The organism is Bradyrhizobium sp. ORS 278 (genome assembly GCF_000026145.1).
GTDB lineage: Bacteria > Pseudomonadota > Alphaproteobacteria > Rhizobiales > Xanthobacteraceae > Bradyrhizobium.
Window position 1 is genome coordinate 3,386,558 of record NC_009445.1, and the last position, 19,201, is coordinate 3,405,758.

The window sequence follows — 19,201 nt, forward strand, 5'->3', positions numbered from 1 at the left end:
CGATGTCCAAGGACAAATCGCTTTCCTCAGCCCCACGCGCGTCGCGGCGCGGCTTCCTGACCGCGGCGGGCGGCCTCGCGGCCACGGCGCTGGCGTCGCAAGCGCGTGCCGGCGCCGGCAATCCTGCCAATCAGCCGCCGAACGTGCCGGAATGGACCCGCACGCTCGGCGAGGGCGTCGCGGTTCGCCCCTACGGCAAGCCGTCGAAATTCGAGAAGGACGTCATCCGCCGCGACGTCGAATGGCTGACGGCGTCGCGCGAATCCTCCGTCAGCTTCACGCCGCTGCATGAGCTGGAAGGCATCATCACGCCGAACGGACTGTGCTTCGAGCGTCACCACGGCGGCGTCGCCGAGGTCGATCCGGCCGATCACCGGCTGATGATCCATGGCCTGGTCGAGCGGCCGCTGCTGCTGTCGCTCGACGAGCTCAAGCGCTACCCGCGCGTCAACCGCATCCATTTCATGGAATGCGCGGCCAATTCCGGAATGGAGTGGCGCGGCGCCCAGCTCAACGGCTGCCAGTTCACCCATGGCATGATCCACTGCGTGCAGTACACCGGCGTCTCGCTGCGCACGCTGCTGGAGGAGACCGGCGTCAAGCCGAGCGGCAAGTGGCTGCTGGTCGAGGGCGCCGACTCTGCCTCGATGGATCGCAGCCTGCCGATCGAGAAGGCGCTCGACGATTGCATCATCGCCTACAAGATGAACGGCGAGGCGCTGTATCCCGAACAGGGCTATCCGATGCGCTTGGTCGTGCCGGGATGGCAGGGCAATCTCTGGGTTAAGTGGCTGCGCCGCATCGAGGTCGGCGATCAGCCCTGGCACACCCGCGAGGAGACGTCGAAGTACACGGACCTCCTGCCGAACGGCAAGGCGCGCCGTTTCACCTGGGCGATGGATCCGAAGTCGGTGATCACGAGCCCGAGCCCGCAGGCGCCGATCAAGCATGGCAAGGGCTTTACGATCGTCTCGGGCCTGGCGTGGTCGGGCAGCGGCAAGGTCAAGCGCGTGGATGTGTCGCTCGACGGCGGCCGCAACTGGTGGCCGGCGCGGATCGATGGCCCTGTGCTCGATAAGGCGCTAACCCGCTTTTACTACGAGTTCGACTGGAACGGCGAGCCACTGCTGCTGCAGTCCCGGGTGCAGGACGAGACCGGCTACGTCCAGCCGTCCAAGGCTGAGCTGCGCAAGGTGCGCGGCTACAACTCCATCTATCACAACAATGGCATCCAGACCTGGCATGTGCAGGCAAACGGTGAGGTCGAGAATGTCGAGGTCGCCTAAGCTGATCATTGCAGTCGCGTTAGCCACCTTCGCGGGCTCGGTTGCGCTCGCCGGTGGTCCGCAGGAGAAGATCGCGGCCAAGACCGAGGCCAAGACCGAGGCGAAGACGGAAGCCAATGCGCCGCAGCGCTTCAACATCGGCCGCGCGCCGACGGTCGAGGAGATCCGCGGCTGGGACATCGACGTGCGGCCGGACGGGCAGGGCCTGCCGGCCGGCAAGGGCACCGTCGCGCAAGGCGAGAAGCTCTTCATGGACAATTGCGCCACTTGCCACGGCGAGTTCGGCGAGGGCGCCGGCCGCTGGCCGGTGCTCGCCGGCGGCAAGGGCTCGCTGACATCGGACAACCCGGTCAAGACGGTCGGCTCCTACTGGCCCTACGCCTCCACTTTGTTCGACTATGTCCGCCACGCGATGCCGTTCGGCAGCCCGCAGTCGCTGAAGGTCGACGAGTACTACGCGCTGGTCGCCTATGTGCTCTATCTGAACGACATCATCGCCGATCAGAACTTCGAGCTGACCGACAAGAATCTCGCCACGATCAAGATGCCCAACGAAAGCGGGTTCATCATGGACGATCGAGCGACCAGCGAGAAGGCGTTCTGGCAGAAGGACCCGTGCATGAAGAACTGCATCGCGCCGGTCAAGATCACCGGACGTGCGACCGCCGTCGACGTCACGCCCGAGGACAAGGACGGCAAGCCGCGGGGCGTCGAGTGACGATGGTCGGATGCAGCCGCCGCGAGATGCTGTTGGCGGCCGCATCGGTCACGCTCGCGATAAGCGGGGCTGCCTCCATTGCCGCCGCAGCGGAGCCGCACAGGCTCGCGCTGCAAATTAGCGATGAGGACCCGGCCAAGATGCGTGCGGTGCTCGACGTCGCCGCCAATGTGTCCCGGCACTATTCGGGCGAGGGCGACGAGGTCGAGATCGTGGTGGTCGCGTTCAACGGCGGGCTCGACATGCTGCTGGCCGACCGCTCGCCGGTGAAGGAGCGGGTGCTCGGCTTCGCCAAGTCGATGCCCAATGTCAGCTTCATCGCCTGCGGCAACACCTTGGAGACGCTCGCGAGCAAGGAGGGGCGGCAGCCGCCGCTGCTCGCCGGCGTGACGGTGGTCAAGACCGGTGTCGCGACCCTGCTGGAGCTGGCGGAGAAGAACTGGACGATCGTGCGTCCGTGAAGGAATTTGTGATGCGCTGGTGGCTCGCTCTCGTCGTCTGTCTCGTTGCCTCGGTCGCGCTCGCCGCTGAGGAGCCGCGCGAGCTCATGATCGGCGGCCGCACGGCGCTTGCGACGCTCAGGCTGCCGGCGCAGTCGGGGCCGGATGTGCCGCTGGTGCTGATGACCCACGGCACGCTCGCGCACAAGGACATGGAGACCATTCAGGGCCTGTCGAAGGCGCTGGCCGAGCGCGGCATCGCCTCGCTCGCCCACAATCTCGTGCTCGGGCTCGATCGCCGCACCGGCATGTACGACTGTGCCAAGCCGCATGACTACGCGCCGGATGATGCGATCGAGGAGATCGCCGCCTGGCTCGCCGAGGCGCGCAAGACATCGTCGCGGATCTTCGTGCTCGGGCATTCGCGCGGCGCCAATCAGCTCGCGCGCTATCTGGTGGCCAACCCGAAAGCCGCGATCGCAGGCGCGATCCTGCTGGCGCCGGCCACGGCGGGCATCGAGACCAGCCTGAAGGCAGCCTATGCGGAGAGCTATGGCCAGCCTTTGGCGCCGCTGCTCGACAAGGCCGAAGCCGCTGTGTCCGCGGGGCGTGGCGGCGAGTGGATGTCGGTGCCGGGTTTCATCTATTGCCGCGACGCCAAGGTGACGGCGCGCGCCTTCGCCGCGTTCTATCGCGCCGACCGGCGCCAAGACACGGCGGCGCTGATCGCGGGCCTCAGTGTCCCGGTCCTGGTGCTTGCGGCCGCGCAAGACAAGACCGTGCCGGACGTGGCAGCCTCGTTCGCGCCGCTGGCCGCGCGCGCCGGCAGTCGTGTCCGGCTGGAGACGATCGACGACGCCGATCACTTCTTCCGCGATCTCGCCGCCGAGGATGCCGCTGATCGCATCGCAGGATTCATTGCAGCCGCGCGTAAGGAGTGACCATGGAACGACGATCCTTGATGCAAGCCGGGCTTGCCAGCCTGTTCGGACTATTGGGTGTCGGCAGCGCCCGGGCCGCGACGGAGTCGCCGCGCCAGCGGGTCGCCTATCATCTGGCCGACCAGGATCGCGCGCTGTTCGTGCTCGGCAACATCCAGAACCATGTCGACGGCACCGGCGGACCCGGTCACGCCGACATCCGGCTGGTGATCCACGGTCCGGGGTTGCGCGCCTTTCACGCGATCTCGGCCGATCAGACCATTTCGGGCCTTGCCGAACGGCTCATGAAGGCCGGCGTCAGCTTCGAAGCCTGCGCCAACACCATGAAGGCGCAGGGCGTGAAGCTCGACGATCTCCTGCCCGGCTTCGCGGTGGCGGAGAAAGGCGGGGTGGTGCGCCTCACCGAGCTGCAGCAGAGCGGATATGCCTATCTGCGCCCGTAGCGGGTGCATGCGTCCCACCGAGGCCGCCCGGCGTGACCGCCGACAGACCTGAACGACGAGAGCGCCCGTGCTCACCGCATTGATCGACCTTCTGGGTGAGGAGCTGGTGTCGCTGCTGGGCGGGCTCGCGGTCGGCGGCGCGTTCGGCTTCTTCGCCCAGCGCAGCCGCTTCTGCCTGCGGGCGGCGACGATCGAGTTCGCGCGCGGGCAGGGCGGGCCGCGTCTGGCGGTGTGGCTCCTCACCTTCGCCTCGGCGCTGCTCGGCACCCAGGCGCTGGTGGCGATGGGCCTGCTCGATGTGTCCGAAGCGCGCCAGCTGGCACAGCAGGGCAGCATCTCCGGCGCGATGATCGGCGGCACCCTGTTCGGCTGCGGCATGATCCTGGCGCGCGGCTGTGCCAGCCGGCTCCTGGTGCTCTCGGCGAACGGCAATCTGCGGGCGCTGCTGTCCGGCTTGATCTTCGCGGTGACGGCGCAGTCTGCCTATCGTGGCCTGCTCGCGCCGGCGCGCGAGTGGCTCACCAATCTCTGGCTCGTCGACGGCGGGCCGTCCCGCGACATCATGAGCCTGTTCGGCGGCGGCACGCCCGAGAAGCTCGGCTTCGGCATGTTGTGGTTCGTGGCCGGCCTCGCCGCGGTGTCGAAGTTTCAGGTCGGCGCGAAGGTCCTGCGCTCGGCCGTGGCCGCGGGCGCGGCAGTCGTGGCGGGCTGGCTGCTGACGTATCAGCTCGGCCAGGCCTCGTTCGCGCCGGTGCCGCTGAAGAGCCTGACGTTCAGCGGGCCTTCCGCCGAGCTCCTGATGCAGGTGCTGGCCAGCCCCCAGCTGAAGCCGGGGTTCGACCTCGGCATCATCCCGGGCGTCTTTCTCGGCTCGTTCGTCGCCGCCGCGCTGGCCCGCGAGCTCAATCTCGAAGGCTTTTCCGACGGCCGCGGCATGCGGCGCTATCTGATCGGCGCCGTCCTCATGGGCTTCGGCGCGATGCTGGCCGGCGGCTGCGCGGTCGGGGCCGGCGTGACCGGAGCGTCGGTGTTCGCGCTGACGGCCTGGATCGTGCTCGGCGGCATGTGGATCGGCGCGGCGGTGACCGATTTCGTCGTCGATCGCTGGCTGTTCGGAGCCAAACGGGCGCAGCGCGACACACTGTCGAGCACGGCGGCGCCCTCATAATTTATATTCACAAGTTCGAATGTACGTATATAATGAGTGCACCAGCGCGGCATGCGCCGCGCGCGAGCAGGGAGGACAGGCGTCATGACGATCATGACCGACGTCGTAGTCGGAGATGCAAGGAAGTCCAGGCGGATCGACTGGTCGCCTTACCTGGTCGGAGCCGGCATCGGCATCCTGAGCTGGGTGGCCTTTGCCGGATTTGGCGATCCGCTCGGCGTGACGACCGCGTTTTCACGGATCGCGTCGTTGTTCGCCGCGCCGGTGATCGGATCCGAAGCCGTCGCCGCCAACAGCTATTGGAAATCGATGCCGCTGAAATGGGACTACGGCGTCTGGTTCCTGGTCGGCATTCCACTCGGCGCGTTCCTGTCGGCGATCATCTCGGGGACCTGGCGGCTCGAGCTGGTGCCGGAGGTCTGGAAGGAGCGCTTCGGTCCGTCGGTGTTCAAGCGCTTTGTCGCTGCGTTTCTCGGCGGCATCGTCATCATGTATGGCGCGCGGCTGGCCGGTGGCTGCACCAGCGGACACGGCATTTCCGGCGGGCTGCAATTGGCGCTGTCGAGCTGGCTGTTCCTGGCGGTGATGTTCGCGACCGGCCTGGCCGTGTCACGCTTGATGTTCCGCAAGGCCTGAGAGGGAGAGAGGTCATGACGTCTTTGATGAGCATCGCCGGCCCGATCCTGATGGGCGCTGTATTCGGCTATCTGCTGCAGCAGGGCAAGGTCACGAGTTGCAACGTGATTGAGAATCAGTTCCGTCTGCGTGACTTCACCGTCTTGAAGGTGATCGGCACCGCGATCGTGGTCGGTGGCATCGGCGTGCTGCTGCTGGTCGACACCGGCAACACGAAATACTACGTCAAGGACGCCAACATGCTGGCGGTCACGCTCGGCGCGGCCTTGTTCGGCGTCGGCATGGTCGTCTACGGCTACTGCCCGGGCACCGCGCTCGGCGCCATCGCTAGCGGCAGCGTCCACGCAGCGGTTGGGGCTTTCGGCATGATCGTCGGCGCCATCCTCTATGCGCTGAGCTTCGACTGGTTGAAGGCCCACATCCTCAATGTCTGGGCACTCGGCAAGGTGCGGCTGCCCGATATCACCGGCGTGCCGGATGGCGTCTGGTTCGCCGCGCTGGCCATCGGCGCTGGCGCGTTCTTCTTCTGGGTCGAGGCGTCGGAGGCCAAGGCGAAGCGCGCGCAAGGTTAGGTCGCTTCGTCCGATCCGCCCATCATCAACAGTCGAGAGGTTCATCCAATGCTGGCAGGATTGTTCAACAAGCTGACGGGATCGACCAGCGTGCCGGCGATCGAGCACGACGAGCTGGTCAAGGCGCATCAACGGCGCAGCTGCGTCATCGTCGACGTCCGCGAGCCGCACGAGTTCAACGGTGGCCACATCCCGGGCGCGATCAACCACCCGCTTTCAAGATTCGATCCGGACAGCCTCGTGCACGACAAGCCGGTGATTCTGATCTGCCAAGCCGGCGGCCGCTCGGCCACGGCATTAAGGCGAGCGCTGGCGGCGGGGCGGCAGGACATCCGCCACTACGCCGGCGGCATGAGCCGCTGGCGCGCGCATGGCGGTCCGGTCGCCTAGGCGGCCGGTCCGGATCGGCTGAACATAACGCCAGCGTCGCGTTTGACGACGGACGTTACTTCCGCGCCGCTTTTCGTGCGTCGGCGATGGCCTGCTTGAAGGCCTGCGCGTTGGGAGCTCCGGGTACGCGGAAGCGGCCGATGATGAAGGCCGGGGTGCCCTGGAAGCCCAGGCCCATGGCCTGCTCGTGGTTGCGGGCGAGGACGGCATCGATCTCGCTGCCTTTGGCGGCCAGATCGGCCTTGGCGCGCGCGAGGTCGATCCCGGCGGCCGAAAGCGCGGCGTCGGCGTTTGCCTCCGAGAGCTTGTCCTTGAGCGAGATCAGCGCCTCGTGGGCTTCGGCGAACTTGTCCTGGTACTTCGCCGCCAATGTCATGCGTGCGGCGTAGATCGAGGGGCCGCCGAAGATCGGCCAGTCCTTGAAGATCAGGCGGACGTGACCGTCGTCGCGAACCACCTTGGCGAGCTCCGGGCTGATCTTGCGGCAATACGGACATTGATAGTCGAAATACTCGACGATCGTGATGTCGCCATCGGCGTTGCCGAGGACGGGAATAGCGGGATCGCGCAAGATGCGCGCCTCCCTCAGAATGTCGCCGTCGTCATCCTCGGCGCGGGCCTGGAACGGCAGCATGGCAGCCGTGAGCAGCAGCAGCGTCGCGAGCGATGCGGCAAAGGTCTTCCTGGTCATCATGTCTTGTCGGTCTCCTTTGGCGGGATGGTCGATGCGGTGTCGATGGCGTCGAGCACGATCTGCGGTGTGAGCAGTTCGGGCAGCACGATGCCGGCGGGCGCGCCGGGGCCGAACACGACGTTGAACGGCAGGCCGTAGCGGCCGAAGGATTGCAGGTACGCTGCGATCGTATCGTCGTGCGAGGTCCAGTCCGCCCTGACGGTGACGACCGACGTGAGACGGCTTCGCACGGCGGTGCTGTCGATCACGAGCTTCTCATTGACCTTGCAGGTCACGCACCAACTGGCGCCGATGTCGACGAACACAGTATGGCCGGCGCTGACCTGGGTCGCGATGTCTGTCGGCACCAGCGGCCGCCATGCAATTCCGTCCGACCGTCCGGGGCCATCCGAGTGCCGGATCGCAGTGGCGGCGGTCAGCACCAGCCCGATCGCGACGATGACGCCCGCGCCGGCGACCGTTCGCCGCAACGGAAAGCGCAGCATCGTCAGGATCAGCGCGGGCACGAGCAGGACGGCGGCGAGCATGGCCGCGGCTGCAACGCCGCTGATGTCCGCGAGCACGCGCAGCAGCCATGATGCCGTTGCGATCATCGCGAGCGCCGCAACGGCGCGCAGCGTCAACATCCAGCGGCCCGGCCGAGGAAACAGCGCGGCCAAGCGCGGCGCCGCTGCGAGGCCCAGATAGGGCGCCGCCATGCCGAGCCCTAGCGCGGTGAACACCAGCAGGATCTGCGGCGCAGCTTGCGACAGCGCGAACGCCACGGCGGTGCCGACGAACGGCGCCGAGCAGGGCGTCGCGAGCAGCGTCATGACGAAGCCGTTGACGGCGTGGCCCGCCATCGTGTTGCGGCCGGTGGCGCCGCCGAGGCGGCCGGCGATCCACCAAGGCAGTTGGATCTCGAACAGGCCGAGCAGGTTGGCGCCGAACGCGGCGAGCACGACGATCATCGCTATGAGGAAAGCCGGCTGCTGGAACTGCAGTCCCCAGCCGACTTCCGCGCCCGCGGCCTTGAGGCTTGAGAGGACGAGGGCGAGGGTCACGAATGAGGCGATGATGCCGGCGGCCGTCGCCAGGAAGGCCGGACGCCGTGACGGCGCGCGGGCCGGATCGTGATCCACCAGGGAGACGAGCTTCAGCGACAGCACCGGGAACACGCAGGGCATGAAGTTGAGGATGAATCCGCCGAGCAGCGCCACGCCGAGGATGGTCCAGATCGATGCCGCAGCGGCGTGCGGCCTTATCGTTGCCGACGTGGCGGCGACAGTATGAGCGTCCACGGGGAGCGTGGCTTCGATCGCTCTGTCACCATCGACCAGCGTGACCCGCAGACGTTCTCCAGCCGCAGCCTGATCGAGGCCCTGCAACGGCACATGGATCGTGACGGCACCATCCGAGCTGTTGCTAACCTGGGCGCGACCGCCGGACACCGCCTCACTGCCGTCGACGAAGACGTCGGGCGCGCGCAGCGGCGGCGTCGCCAGGGCCTCGAGACGCAGCTGCGGTTTGGGTTGGCGTTCGATGCGCAGCGCGGTGACGGAGAGGCCGGGTGCGGTCTCGCGCGGCACGCTCTGCCGCCATTCCTCGATCAGCGCCTGATCGTTCGGCTGATGTGAGGCCGCCGGGATGTCGGCCTCGAGCTGTGTCTCCTGTTGGGTGCAGATAATCGAGCAGACGAACAGGACCGCCTTCAGCTTGAGATACGCCGGCGCTGCTCCATCCTGCAGCCGCACCCGCAATGGAAACAGCACGTGCTCGTCATAGCCGAACGTGTCGATGTCCTGCTCGCTGAAGCGGCGCGGCGCCGGCCATTCGACCGTGACATCAGCGACATTGGCGGATCCGGCCCAGTCGAACTCGGGTGGCGCACCCGCGTCGCCGGCCGAGCGCCAATAGGTGTGCCAGCCGGCGCCGAGCCTGACGTCGAGGCCAGCCCAGGCCGTCGTCACGCCGCTGTCGGTGCGTGCGACGTGGCCGACCAGCAGGCGCGTGGCGAGGTTCGGCTGAGGCCGCGACGCGGCGCTCGCGGCCGTCGTCGCAACAAGGAGCGCGCCCAGCAGCAGGCCGAGCCAGCGAGGATGGCGGATGGACATGATGATCTCCCTGCGCGGTCAGCGCATGTCTCAAGCGGTCGTGCCGCGCGGTTCGACGCAAGGCGGCCGAACAACGGGGCCGCGGTGCTCGATCCGTTCGATGCGCGATCGATGATGGAATTTCGTTCGCTCTAGCCGCAGCGTTACGCCGCGCGCGAAACGATGATCAGGAGCGGCGACAGGGAGGACGGTAGGGCGAGGACGCGTGGCATTGCGTCGTCAGCGCCTCATGCCGGGGATGCCACGACAGCGTCCGGGCGTCGGCCATCGGCTGCGCCATTGGGCTGTCATCCGCGGGAAGGGCGGTGAGGCTCGCCGCGGCGAAGGGACAGAGATTGATAGTGCCGGGGAGCACGGCCTTCCTGCATGGCTTCGGCGCAGATGTCGTCGTCGACGACAATTGCTGCACGTGAACGCCGTCGGCGGTTGCCGCCGTTGCGGTATCGAGCGTGCCGAGCAGCTGAACCAGGCTCACGGCGACCGCGACCAGCGCCGCCACGAGGCGGCGGGTCAGCACGGGCACCTTGAAACCAGATCGCCTCATCTCGGCTCTCTTCTTCACCGCAGACAGGTCGCGCGGAGCGCTCGTCTTTGGCAACTGACATCTTCGTGACGCTGTGATCTGGCAACCAAGATGCTGCCGGCGTCATCGTCACAGCACGTTGATCGGCACCTTGAGAAAGGTCTTTCCGCTGTCGTCGGCGGGCGGAAGATGTCCAGCGCGGATGTTCACCTGCAGCGAGGGAATGATCAGCCGCGGCATGCCCAGCATCTTGTCGCGGGACTCGCGCAGCGCAACGAACGCGTCCTCGGTCATGCCGTCGCGGACGTGAATGTTGTGAAGGCGTTCGTCGCCGACGGTCGTCTCCCAGCGCACCTCACGGCCATCAGGGCCGTAATCGTGACACATGAACAGCCGGGTCTCGCGCGGCAGCGTCTCGAGGATCCGGCGGATCGACCGAAACAGCGTGCGCGCATCGCCGCCGGGAAAATCCGCCCGCGCCGTGCCGCCGTCGGGCATGAACAGGGTGTCGCCAACAAACGCCGCATCGCCCATCACATGCGTTGCGCAGGCCGGCGTGTGGCCGGGCGTGTGCATCGTGAAGGCGGTCATCTGCCCGACCTTATAGGTGTCGCCGTCCTTGAACAGCCGGTCGAACTGGCTGCCGTCGCGGCGAAACTCGGTGCCTTCGTTGAAGACCTTGCCGAATGTCTCCTGCACAGTGAGGATGTGCTCGCCGATGCCGATCTTGCCGCCGAGCTTGTCCTGGATGTAGGGCGCGGCCGAGAGATGATCGGCATGGGCATGCGTCTCGATCAGCCATTCCGGCCGCAGATCGTTCATCCTGACATAGTCGATCAGCGTGTCTGCGGAGCGGGTGCCGAGGCGGCCGGCCGCATAGTCGATGTCGAGGACGGGATCGATGATCGCACAGGACGGCGATGACGGATCCTTCACCACATAGCTGATCGTGCTGGTGTCCGGATCGAAGAAGCCGGCCACCTTGGGCCGCACACGGAGATCGCTCGGATAGGACATGGCTGCTGCTCCACGATGAAGCTCCGGGGCGGCATCGCCGCCCCGTGCCCTCTGTCATTCTGCCGGGTCTAAGACGTCGGGCTCGACTTCGTCCCGCAGGTGTTGATGCCGAGCAAAGCGTAGGGCGGACACCAGCCGACCAGCGCGGTGCCGAGCGGGATCAGACCGAGCAGACCCCACATCGTCTTCGGTCCGACGAACACGAGACTGAGAACCGCCAGTCCAACGATGATCCTGAGCAGCCGGTCGATATTGCCAACATTCCGCGTCATGTGATGCTCCCCTGTAGCGTTGTGATGGAGCAAACGTAGAGCGGCAGGGGGCGAGGGTCTGTAACTAAGTCACCGAGACCAGACGGCTTTCTAGCCGTGCTGGGCCAACCGCGCGAGCGCCGGCCTGTCGGTGATCTCTACGATTCCGCGAGCCACTCGCAACCAGCCGCGCCTGGCGAATTCGTTGAGCTGGCGGCTGATGACCTCGCGGGCGCTGCCGAGCTCGTTGGCAAGATCCTGGTGGGTGGCGACAACCTGATGCTTCGCGCCGGCAAGCTCGAGCAGCTTCTGCGCCAGCCGCACGTCGATCCGTTCGAACGCCACCTCCTCGATGACGCGAAACAGGTTCGTGACCCGGCGGCTGAACGCCGTGAACACGAACTGGCGAAATTCGCGCGAGGTGGCGATCAACTGGTCGAATAGCGCACGCGGGATTGCCACGGCACGGATCGGTGTCTCGGCAATCCCCTCGGCCTGGTATTCCTCATAGCCCATCAGGCACGCGGTGGTCAGGGCGCAGCTCTCACCGGCCTGAACGCGGTAGAGCACGATCTCGCGTCCGGACTCCGACGTCTGCTGAACACGAATGGTTCCTGCCAGCAGCAGCAGGAACGATTCCGGCGCTTGGCCGGGCCCAAAGATGCGGCTGCCCTCGGGAAGCTCCACGATCAGGCTGGCCTGGCGCAGTTGCTTGAAGATCCCTTCCGGCAACTGCTGTAGCGGCGGGAATGTGTCCGTCCAATCTTGCTTCGATGACATCACCAAATCCGAGCGTTCCAGATCGACTGCAGTCCGATCTGCCTATGGGATCGACGCCGACCATATCTAAAAATGGGCGGCATAGAAGGCATCGTCTGCGGCTGATCTCGGCTCAGGCGGTTGCCTGCTGCTGGAACTGCTCGAAGGCGCCGATCGCGTCGGCGGCGTACATCAGCGACGGGCCGCCGCCCATGTAGATCGCCATGCCGAGCGTCTCCTCGACCTCCTGGCGGCTCGCACCGAGGCGGACCAGCGCCTCGGCATGAAAGCCGATGCAGCCATCGCAACGGACGGCGACGCCGATCGCCAGCGCGATCAGCTCCTTGGTCTTCTTGTCGAGCGCGCCGTCTGCGCCGGCAGCCCGCGCCAGCGCGGAGAAACCCTGCATGACGTCGGGAATGTCCTTGCGCAAAGTCTTCAGATTGCCGGACAGATCCTTGCAGATATCGCTGTACAGCTTGGTCATCATTGTCTCCTACGACGTCTTCGTGGTAGATTTGGCGGGCTCGCGCAGCGCGATGTAGATCGCGGGGATGACGAGCACGGTGAGCAGGGTGGACGAGGCGAGGCCGAACAGCAGCGAGATCGCCAGGCCCTGGAAGATCGGGTCGAGCAGGATCGTCGCTGCGCCGATCATGGCGGCGAGCGCCGTCAGCAGGATCGGCTTGAAGCGCACCGCGCCGGCCTCCAGCACGACGTCGCGCAAGGTCTTGCCCTCACCGCCGCTGTGCCGGATGAAGTCGACCAGCAGGATCGAGTTGCGGACGATGATGCCGGCGAGCGCGATGAAGCCGATCATCGACGTCGCCGTGAACGGCGCGCCGAGCAGCCAGTGGCCGAGCAGGATGCCGATCAGGGTCAGCGGGATCGGCGTCAGGATCACCAGCGGCAGGCGGAAGCTCTTGAATTGCGCCACCACCAGCACGTAGATGCCGAGGATGGCCGCGCCGAACGCCGCGCCCATGTCGCGGAAGGTGACATAGGTGATCTCCCATTCGCCGTCCCACAGCAGGGTCGGACGCTGCTCGTCGGTTGGCTGGCCATGGAAGCCGATCACGGGCTTCGGCAGCTTGCCCCAGTCATGCGCGTCGATCCGGTCGGCGACCGCGAGCATGCCGTAGAGCGGCGCCTCGAAGCGACCGGCGAGCTCGGCCATCACCATGTCGGCGAAGCGGCCGTCGCGCCGGAAGATCATCGGCGATCCCTCTTCCATGGTGGCCTTCACGACCTGGCCGAGCTCGACCACGGTCTTGCTGCCGGGCAGGGTGTTGGCCGGTACCGGCGTCGATGCCAGGGCTTGGCTCCAGCTCTTGTCGCTCTTCGGCAACCGCACAGCGATCTCGATCGGATTGCGGTCCTCGCCGCGGTGCGAGTAGCCGACCGAGACGCCGCCGAACAGCGTCTGGATCGTGTCGTAGACGTCCTTCTGCTCGACGCCGAAGAACTCGAGACTGTCCTGGTCGATTGACAGCCGCAGCCGGGGTCGCCGCTGACCGATGGAGTCGTCGACGTCAACGATGAAGGGAACGTCGGCGAATACCTTCTTGAGCTCGGTCGTGACGGCGCGCCTGGTCGCCGCATCGGGTCCGTAGACCTCGGCAAGCAGGGTTGCCAGCACCGGAGGTCCGGGAGGCACCTCGACCACCTTGATGCTGGTGCCCGAGGGCACCGCGACCGCCTTCAGCCGTTGGCGCAGATCGAGCGCGATGTCATGGCTCGAGCGCTTGCGGTCGCCGCGGGCCGCGAGATTGACCTGCAACTCGCCCAGTTCGGGCCGTTCGCGCAGATAATAATGGCGGACGAGGCCGTTGAAGTTGAACGGCGCAGCGGTGCCTGCATAGCTCTGCACCGTCGTGATCTCCGGCAGCTGATGGGTGATGTCGGCGGCCGCGAACAGCGTCCGCTCGGTATCCTCGAGGCTCGCGCCCTCGGGCAGATCGACCATCACGGCGATTTCCGACTTGTTGTCGAACGGCAGCAGCTTGACCGTGACGGACTTGGTCGCGAACAGCGTCATCGACAGCAGGGTGGCGATGCCGACGCCGAGCAGGAAAATCCAGGCCGAGCGTTTGCTGGCGACGATCGGACGCGCAACGCCGCGATAGATCCGTCCGAGACGGCCTTCGCCGTGCGCGTCATGCCCGCCTGCCGAGGCGGTTGTCGTCTTCGGCGCCAAGCGCAGCATCAACCATGGCGCCACCACCATGGCGACGAAGAACGAGAACAGCATCGCCGCCGAGGCGTTGGCCGGGATCGGCGCCATGTACGGCCCCATCAGCCCGGACACGAACAGCATGGGGAGCAGGGCGGCGACCACGGTGAGGGTCGCGACGACAGTGGGATTGCCGACCTCGGCCACCGCCTCGATCGTCGCCTGCAGCCGCGGCCGGCCGTCATGCATGCCCCAGTGTCGGGCGATGTTCTCGACCACCACGATGGCGTCGTCGACCAGGATGCCGATGGAGAAGATGAGGGCAAACAGGCTGACCCGGTTGATCGTGTAGCCCATCAGGTTGGCCGCGAACATCGTCAGCAGGATCGTGGTCGGAATCACCACGAAGGTGACGACGGCCTCGCGCCAGCCGATCGCGATCGCGATCAGTACGACGATGGAGATCGTGGCCAGGCCAAGATGGAACAGCAGCTCGTTGGCCTTCTCGTTGGCGGTCTCGCCATAGTCGCGCGTCACGGTGACCGAGACGTCGTGCGGGATGAGGCTGGCTTTGAGCCCTTCGAGACGATGCGCGATGTCATGCGACACGGTGACGGCATTGGCGCCGGCGCGCTTGGCGAGCGCGAGGCTCACCGCAGGGACACGATGCCAGTCGCCCTTATTGCTGCGGGCATCGTCCCACACGCGGTGCTCGGCGAGATTGAGGCCGACGACGACGGTTGCGACATCGCGGACATAGACTGGGCGGCCGTCACGTGTCGAGATCAGCAGCAGGCCGATATCGGGAATGCCGGCCAGCGTCTGCCCGGCAGCCACATTGCGGACGATGCCGCCGTCGCGGACGTCGCCGGCGAGGAACGAACGATTCGCATCCTTCACCTTGCCGACCAGCTGCTGCAGGGTCACTCCGAACAGGGCCAGCTTCTCCGTATCCGGCTCGACGCGGATCTGCTGGGCGCCGCCGCCGGAGATGTAAGTCAGGCCGATATTGTCGACCTTGGTCAGCTCGGCCCGCAGCTTATCGGCAAGCTCGTAGAGATCCTTGTCCGACCAGCGCTCGGCGGCTTCCGGCTTCGGCGACAATGTGAGCACGGTGACCGCAACGTCGTTGATGCCACGCCCGACGATCAGCGGCTCGGGGATGCCGACCGGGATGCGGTCGAGATTGGCGCGGAGCTTCTCGTGGACGCGCAGGATCGCATCCTCGAACTTGGTACCGACCAGGAACCGCGCGGTGACCATGACGCGGTCATCCTCGGTCTGGCTATAGACATGCTCGACGCCGTCGATGGCCTTGACGATCGTCTCGAGCGGCTTGGTCACGAGCTCGACGCCGTCAGGCGCGCGCAGGCCGTCGGCGTTGACCCGGATGTCGACCATGGGCACGCTGATCTGCGGCTCTTCCTCGCGCGGGATCACGACCACGGCGATGAGGCCGACCACGAGCGAGGCGAGCAGGAACAGCGGCGTCAGCGGCGAGGCGATGGTCGCCTGGGCCAGCTTGCCTGAGAGTCCAAGTTTCACGGCTGCACCAATTGGTCGCCGGCGCGCAGGCCGGACAGGATTTCAAGTCCGTCGGGGAGGTCGGCGCTCGGCAAAGCACGGCCGCGCTGCACCGGAACGCTGACCTTCTGCGCTCCTTGCTGTAGCTGGACATAGTCGATGCCGAACCGGGTGGTGACGTAGCGGGACGGAATCACGAAGGCGTCGCGCTGGCCGCCGGAGATCCAGACCCGCAGCCGGTCGCCGACGAAATACTGGCCGAGACCGGAGACGATGGCGTCGGCAACGACCCGGCCTTCCTCGATCTGCGGATAGACGAGATCGATCACGCCCCATTTGTCGGAGCTGTCGCCGAACTCGGTGCCGTCGACCCGGACCTTGTCGCCGGCCTTGAGAAACAGCGCATGCCGCTCCGGCACGCGCAGCCGCAGCTTGAAGTTCTGCTGCGCCACCGTGACCACGGGATCGCCGGGCAACACCACGGATCCGACTGCAATCAGCTTCTTCAGGATGCGCCCGTCATCCGGGGCCAGCACCTGGCCTTCGCTCATCTGCTGGTTGACCACCGCACGCTCCGCGGTCTTCGCGCGCAGCGAGTTGTCGGCAACGTTGAGCGCGGTGCGCGTCTCGTCGAGCTTGACCCGGGGCAGGGTGCCGCGCTCGACGAGGCCCTCGGTCCGTGTGAAATCGAGCTGCGCCTGGTTGGCCTGCGCCTGCAGCGCTTCGATCTGGGCGTCGAGCGATTTGAGCTGCAGCGCCAGCTTCTCGTCGCCGATCAGGGCGATGGGCTGGCCGCGCTTGACCGGATCGCCTTCACGGACCGAGAGCTGCACGATCGTGCCGCCAATTCTGCCGCGAGCAGGAACGACGCTGATGCTTTCGACGGTCGCGAACACCGCCTTTTCGTCGGCGATTTGGCGCGGGCTCACCGTCAGCGCTTCGGCAAGGGCCGGCGCGGTCTGCGAGCTAAGCTGGCAGGCCATCGCGGCGATCAAGGTCAGGAGCGATAATCTGCGCATCGGCTTCATCCTGTCTGTCTTGAATCAAATCGTGTGGTCGGGCGAAACGGGCGGTCCAGACATCCCACCGGGATACGGGTTCCCGCTTGATACCGGTCAAGTCGGCGGCTGGACGCCGTCATAGTCTCGGGACGGGTTTCTGCGGCGGCGTCGCGCAATAGACCTGATAGAGCGTCTTCAGAACCTCGCGGGCCGGCTCGCTGGCGATCGAGTAGTGGATGGTCTGCCCGTCGCGCCGGGCGGTGACTAGGCCGTCTCTGCGTAGCAACGCCAAGTGCTGCGAGACGGTCGAGTCGCGCAGGCCGAGGAATGCCGCCAACTCGCCGACCGACCGTTCATCGTCGACCAGCTGGCAGACGATCAGGAGCCGGTGCCGGTTCGACAGCGCCTTCAACAGGTCACGGGCCTGGTCGGCCGCCACTTCCATGATGTCAGCATTAAATTTCATAGTTGCATATATACAGATATTCAAATATATAGTCAAGGCCGGCCCGGAAGGTCGCGGCTGAGCGAGACAAGAACAAAGCAAGGCGATGGAGGACCCAATGGCGGACGTTGTCGTGATCGGAGCGGGGCTGAGCGGCTCCCTGATGGCCTATGAATTGCTGCCCCAGATGCGAAAGGAGGATCGCGTGACCGTCATCTCGCAGGGGTCCTCGTATCATTTCGTGCCGTCCAATCCCTGGGTGGCTGTGGGCTGGCGCAAGCGCGACGACATCGAGATCGACCTCGTCGATGTCATGCAGCGCAAGGGCATCCGCCTGCTGACTCAGGGCGCCAAACGGGTGCACCCAGACGACAACCAGGTCGAACTGACGGACGGCGCGATGGTCGCCTACGACTATTTGGTCGTCGCCACCGGGCCCGAACTCGCCTTCGACGAGATCCCGGGCCTCGGCCCCGACGGCCACACGCAGTCGGTGTGCCATGTCGATCACGCCGCCCATGCCAAGGCCGCCTTCGACAAGCTGGCCGAGACACCCGGTCCCGTCATCGTCGGCGCGGTGCAGGGTGCGTCCTGCTTCGGACCGGCTTACGAATTCCTCTTCATCCTCGAAACCGAGTTGCGCCGGCGCAAGATGCGCGACCGGGTGCCGATGACCTTCGTGACCTCGGAGCCCTATATCGGCCATCTCGGGCTGGACGGCGTCGGCGACACCAAGGGGCTGCTCGAAAGCGAGATGCGCGAGAAGCACATCAAGTGGATCACCAGTGCGCGCGTCACCAAGGTCGAGGACGGCCGCATGTTCGTGGAGGAGGTGGCCGACGACGGCTCGGTGCGGAAGACCCATGAGCTGCCGTTCGCCTATTCGATGATGCTGCCGGCGTTCCGCGGCGTCGGCGCCGTCAAGGGCATCGACAAGCTGACCAATCCGCGCGGATTCGTTGTTGTCGACAAGCACCAGCGCAACCCGGCCTATCCCAACGTGTTCGCCATCGGCGTCTGCGTCGCGATCCCGCCGATTGGGCCGACGCCGGTGCCGGTCGGCGTGCCGAAGACCGGCTTCATGATCGAGTCGATGGTCACGGCCACCGCGCTGAACATCGGCGCGCTGCTGCGCGGCGAGGTGCCGAAGGCGCAGCCGACCTGGAATGCGATCTGCCTTGCAGACTTCGGCGATTCCGGCGTCGCCTTCCTGGCGCAGCCACAGATCCCGCCCCGCAACGTCAACTGGTCGTCGAAGGGGGAGTGGGTGCATTACGCCAAGGTCGCCTTTGAGAAGTATTTCCTGCGCAAGATGAAGCGCGGCACGCCGGAGCCCTTCTACGAGAAGTTCCTGCTCGACCGGCTCAACATCGGCAAGATCAAGGAAGTCAGGACGGGCACATGAGCGAGACCTTCCAACTGGTGTGCGGCCATTGCGGGCAGATCAACCGGCTGCCCGCGGGCCGGGCGCCCACCCAGGGCAAATGCGGCAAGTGCCACGCGCCGCTGTTTTCCGGTCATCCGATCGAGGTCGACCAGGCCGGCTTCACGCGCCACCTCGCCAACAGCGACCTGCCTTTGCTGGTCGATGTCTGGGCGCCGTGGTGCGGCCCGTGCCGGGCAATGGCGCCGATGTTCGCGCGCGCCGCCGAGGCGCTCGAGCCGCGCGTGCAGCTTCTGAAGCTGAACTCCGACGAGGCGCCGGAGGTCTCGGCGAAGTTCGGCATCTCCGGAATTCCCACCCTGCTGCTGCTGCAGAAGGGAAGGGAGCTGGCGCGGATCTCGGGTGCAATGGACTCGCAACGAATCGTCGCCTGGACGTTGTCCGGCCTGCGGCAGTGACGCCGCGGCACCGGCTTGATCACGCTCAAATGCAACGATGAGGGACCATGCCATGAACGTCGATAAAGCAGTTCTCACCTTCGCAGGGTTCGTCGTCCTGCTCAGCCTCGCGCTCGGCTGGTACGTCAATCCATATTGGTTCCTGCTCGCGGCCTTTGCCGGCGTGAACATGATCCAGGCCTCGTTCACCGGCTTCTGTCCGGCGGCGATCGTGTTCAAGAAGTTGGGGCTGCGCAGCGGCAACGCATTCTCCTGAGCGCGCCGATAAAACAGAGCGAGATGAAG

22 protein-coding genes are annotated in these 19,201 nt (G+C 66.1%); 12 read left to right on the plus strand and 10 right to left on the minus strand.

Going from position 1 to position 19,201, the window contains the following annotated elements; all coding sequences use genetic code 11:
- Positions 1 to 2 precede the first annotated feature (2 nt).
- The 9 genes from soxC to BRADO_RS14960 all read left to right on the plus strand — a co-directional run bounded on the left by soxC (position 3) and on the right by BRADO_RS14960 (position 6,594).
- Complete coding sequence (gene soxC / locus BRADO_RS14920; protein WP_011926145.1) at positions 3 to 1,286, plus strand: sulfite dehydrogenase; 1,284 nt, start codon at positions 3 to 5, stop codon at positions 1,284 to 1,286.
- Positions 1,225 to 2,004: a c-type cytochrome gene (locus tag BRADO_RS14925; RefSeq protein WP_011926146.1), complete on the plus strand. Its 780-nt coding sequence runs from the start codon at positions 1,225 to 1,227 to the stop codon at positions 2,002 to 2,004. The genes soxC and BRADO_RS14925 overlap by 62 nt, the downstream gene beginning before the upstream one ends.
- A gap of 26 nt (positions 2,005 to 2,030) precedes the next feature.
- Complete coding sequence (locus BRADO_RS14930) at positions 2,031 to 2,465, plus strand: hypothetical protein (protein ID WP_011926147.1); 435 nt, start codon at positions 2,031 to 2,033, stop codon at positions 2,463 to 2,465.
- A gap of 11 nt (positions 2,466 to 2,476) precedes the next feature.
- Positions 2,477 to 3,385 carry an alpha/beta hydrolase gene (locus BRADO_RS14935; RefSeq protein WP_011926148.1) on the plus strand — a complete coding sequence of 303 codons (909 nt, stop codon included), beginning with the start codon at positions 2,477 to 2,479 and terminating at the stop codon, positions 3,383 to 3,385.
- A 2-nt stretch (positions 3,386 to 3,387) separates the two neighbouring features.
- Positions 3,388 to 3,828 carry a DsrE family protein gene (locus BRADO_RS14940; protein ID WP_041756529.1) on the plus strand — a complete coding sequence of 147 codons (441 nt, stop codon included), beginning with the start codon at positions 3,388 to 3,390 and terminating at the stop codon, positions 3,826 to 3,828.
- A 67-nt stretch (positions 3,829 to 3,895) separates the two neighbouring features.
- The gene (locus BRADO_RS14945) at positions 3,896 to 4,996 is read left to right on the plus strand and encodes a YeeE/YedE family protein (protein WP_011926150.1); all 1,101 of its coding nucleotides are present in this window, start codon (positions 3,896 to 3,898) and stop codon (positions 4,994 to 4,996) included.
- A 93-nt stretch (positions 4,997 to 5,089) separates the two neighbouring features.
- Positions 5,090 to 5,632: a YeeE/YedE thiosulfate transporter family protein gene (locus BRADO_RS14950; protein ID WP_011926151.1), complete on the plus strand. Its 543-nt coding sequence runs from the start codon at positions 5,090 to 5,092 to the stop codon at positions 5,630 to 5,632.
- 14 nt (positions 5,633 to 5,646) lie between these two features.
- Entirely contained in the window at positions 5,647 to 6,204 is a 558-nt protein-coding gene (locus BRADO_RS14955; protein WP_011926152.1) for a YeeE/YedE thiosulfate transporter family protein, read from the plus strand.
- A 48-nt stretch (positions 6,205 to 6,252) separates the two neighbouring features.
- A complete protein-coding gene (locus BRADO_RS14960) occupies positions 6,253 to 6,594 on the plus strand; it encodes a rhodanese-like domain-containing protein (RefSeq protein ID WP_011926153.1) in 342 nt (113 codons plus the stop codon).
- A 55-nt stretch (positions 6,595 to 6,649) separates the two neighbouring features.
- Here the strand turns inward: BRADO_RS14960 and BRADO_RS14965 are convergent, their stop codons facing one another.
- The 10 genes from BRADO_RS14965 to BRADO_RS15010 form a co-directional block, all read right to left on the minus strand.
- Complete coding sequence (locus BRADO_RS14965) at positions 6,650 to 7,285, minus strand: DsbA family protein (protein WP_011926154.1); 636 nt, start codon at positions 7,283 to 7,285, stop codon at positions 6,650 to 6,652.
- Positions 7,285 to 9,381, minus strand: coding sequence for a protein-disulfide reductase DsbD (locus tag BRADO_RS14970; protein WP_011926155.1), 2,097 nt, complete (start codon positions 9,379 to 9,381; stop codon positions 7,285 to 7,287). Before BRADO_RS14970 ends, BRADO_RS14965 begins: the two co-directional genes overlap by 1 nt.
- A gap of 166 nt (positions 9,382 to 9,547) precedes the next feature.
- Positions 9,548 to 9,925, minus strand: coding sequence for a hypothetical protein (locus BRADO_RS14975; RefSeq protein ID WP_041757505.1), 378 nt, complete (start codon positions 9,923 to 9,925; stop codon positions 9,548 to 9,550).
- Positions 9,926 to 10,033: 108 nt separating this feature from the next.
- Positions 10,034 to 10,921, minus strand: coding sequence for an MBL fold metallo-hydrolase (locus BRADO_RS14980; RefSeq protein ID WP_011926157.1), 888 nt, complete (start codon positions 10,919 to 10,921; stop codon positions 10,034 to 10,036).
- 68 nt (positions 10,922 to 10,989) lie between these two features.
- Positions 10,990 to 11,193, minus strand: a complete 204-nt coding sequence (locus BRADO_RS14985) for a DUF2892 domain-containing protein (RefSeq protein ID WP_011926158.1) — start codon at positions 11,191 to 11,193, stop codon at positions 10,990 to 10,992.
- 90 nt (positions 11,194 to 11,283) lie between these two features.
- Positions 11,284 to 11,952: a Crp/Fnr family transcriptional regulator gene (locus BRADO_RS14990; RefSeq protein ID WP_011926159.1), complete on the minus strand. Its 669-nt coding sequence runs from the start codon at positions 11,950 to 11,952 to the stop codon at positions 11,284 to 11,286.
- A 112-nt stretch (positions 11,953 to 12,064) separates the two neighbouring features.
- Positions 12,065 to 12,418 carry a carboxymuconolactone decarboxylase family protein gene (locus tag BRADO_RS14995; protein ID WP_041757507.1) on the minus strand — a complete coding sequence of 118 codons (354 nt, stop codon included), beginning with the start codon at positions 12,416 to 12,418 and terminating at the stop codon, positions 12,065 to 12,067.
- Positions 12,419 to 12,427: 9 nt separating this feature from the next.
- Positions 12,428 to 15,649: an efflux RND transporter permease subunit gene (locus BRADO_RS15000; RefSeq protein ID WP_041756530.1), complete on the minus strand. Its 3,222-nt coding sequence runs from the start codon at positions 15,647 to 15,649 to the stop codon at positions 12,428 to 12,430.
- Positions 15,646 to 16,647, minus strand: a complete 1,002-nt coding sequence (locus BRADO_RS15005; RefSeq protein WP_041757508.1) for an efflux RND transporter periplasmic adaptor subunit — start codon at positions 16,645 to 16,647, stop codon at positions 15,646 to 15,648. The genes BRADO_RS15000 and BRADO_RS15005 overlap by 4 nt, the downstream gene beginning before the upstream one ends.
- Positions 16,648 to 16,765: 118 nt before the next feature.
- Positions 16,766 to 17,074 (minus strand): helix-turn-helix transcriptional regulator, encoded by a 309-nt coding sequence (locus tag BRADO_RS15010; protein ID WP_173363502.1) that lies wholly within the window; start codon positions 17,072 to 17,074, stop codon positions 16,766 to 16,768.
- 118 nt (positions 17,075 to 17,192) lie between these two features.
- Here BRADO_RS15010 and BRADO_RS15015 point away from each other — a divergent pair, with 118 nt between their 5' ends.
- Genes BRADO_RS15015 through BRADO_RS15025 form a run of 3 tightly spaced genes read left to right on the plus strand, consistent with a single transcriptional unit; the run spans position 17,193 to position 19,172 of the window.
- On the plus strand, positions 17,193 to 18,479 hold the full coding sequence (locus tag BRADO_RS15015) for an NAD(P)/FAD-dependent oxidoreductase (RefSeq protein ID WP_041756532.1): 1,287 nt from the start codon (positions 17,193 to 17,195) through the stop codon (positions 18,477 to 18,479).
- Positions 18,476 to 18,916, plus strand: a complete 441-nt coding sequence (gene trxC, locus BRADO_RS15020) for a thioredoxin TrxC (RefSeq protein ID WP_011926165.1) — start codon at positions 18,476 to 18,478, stop codon at positions 18,914 to 18,916. The genes BRADO_RS15015 and trxC overlap by 4 nt, the downstream gene beginning before the upstream one ends.
- A 52-nt stretch (positions 18,917 to 18,968) precedes the next feature.
- Positions 18,969 to 19,172, plus strand: a complete 204-nt coding sequence (locus tag BRADO_RS15025; protein ID WP_009027996.1) for a DUF2892 domain-containing protein — start codon at positions 18,969 to 18,971, stop codon at positions 19,170 to 19,172.
- The last annotated feature ends 29 nt before the right edge of the window (positions 19,173 to 19,201 follow it).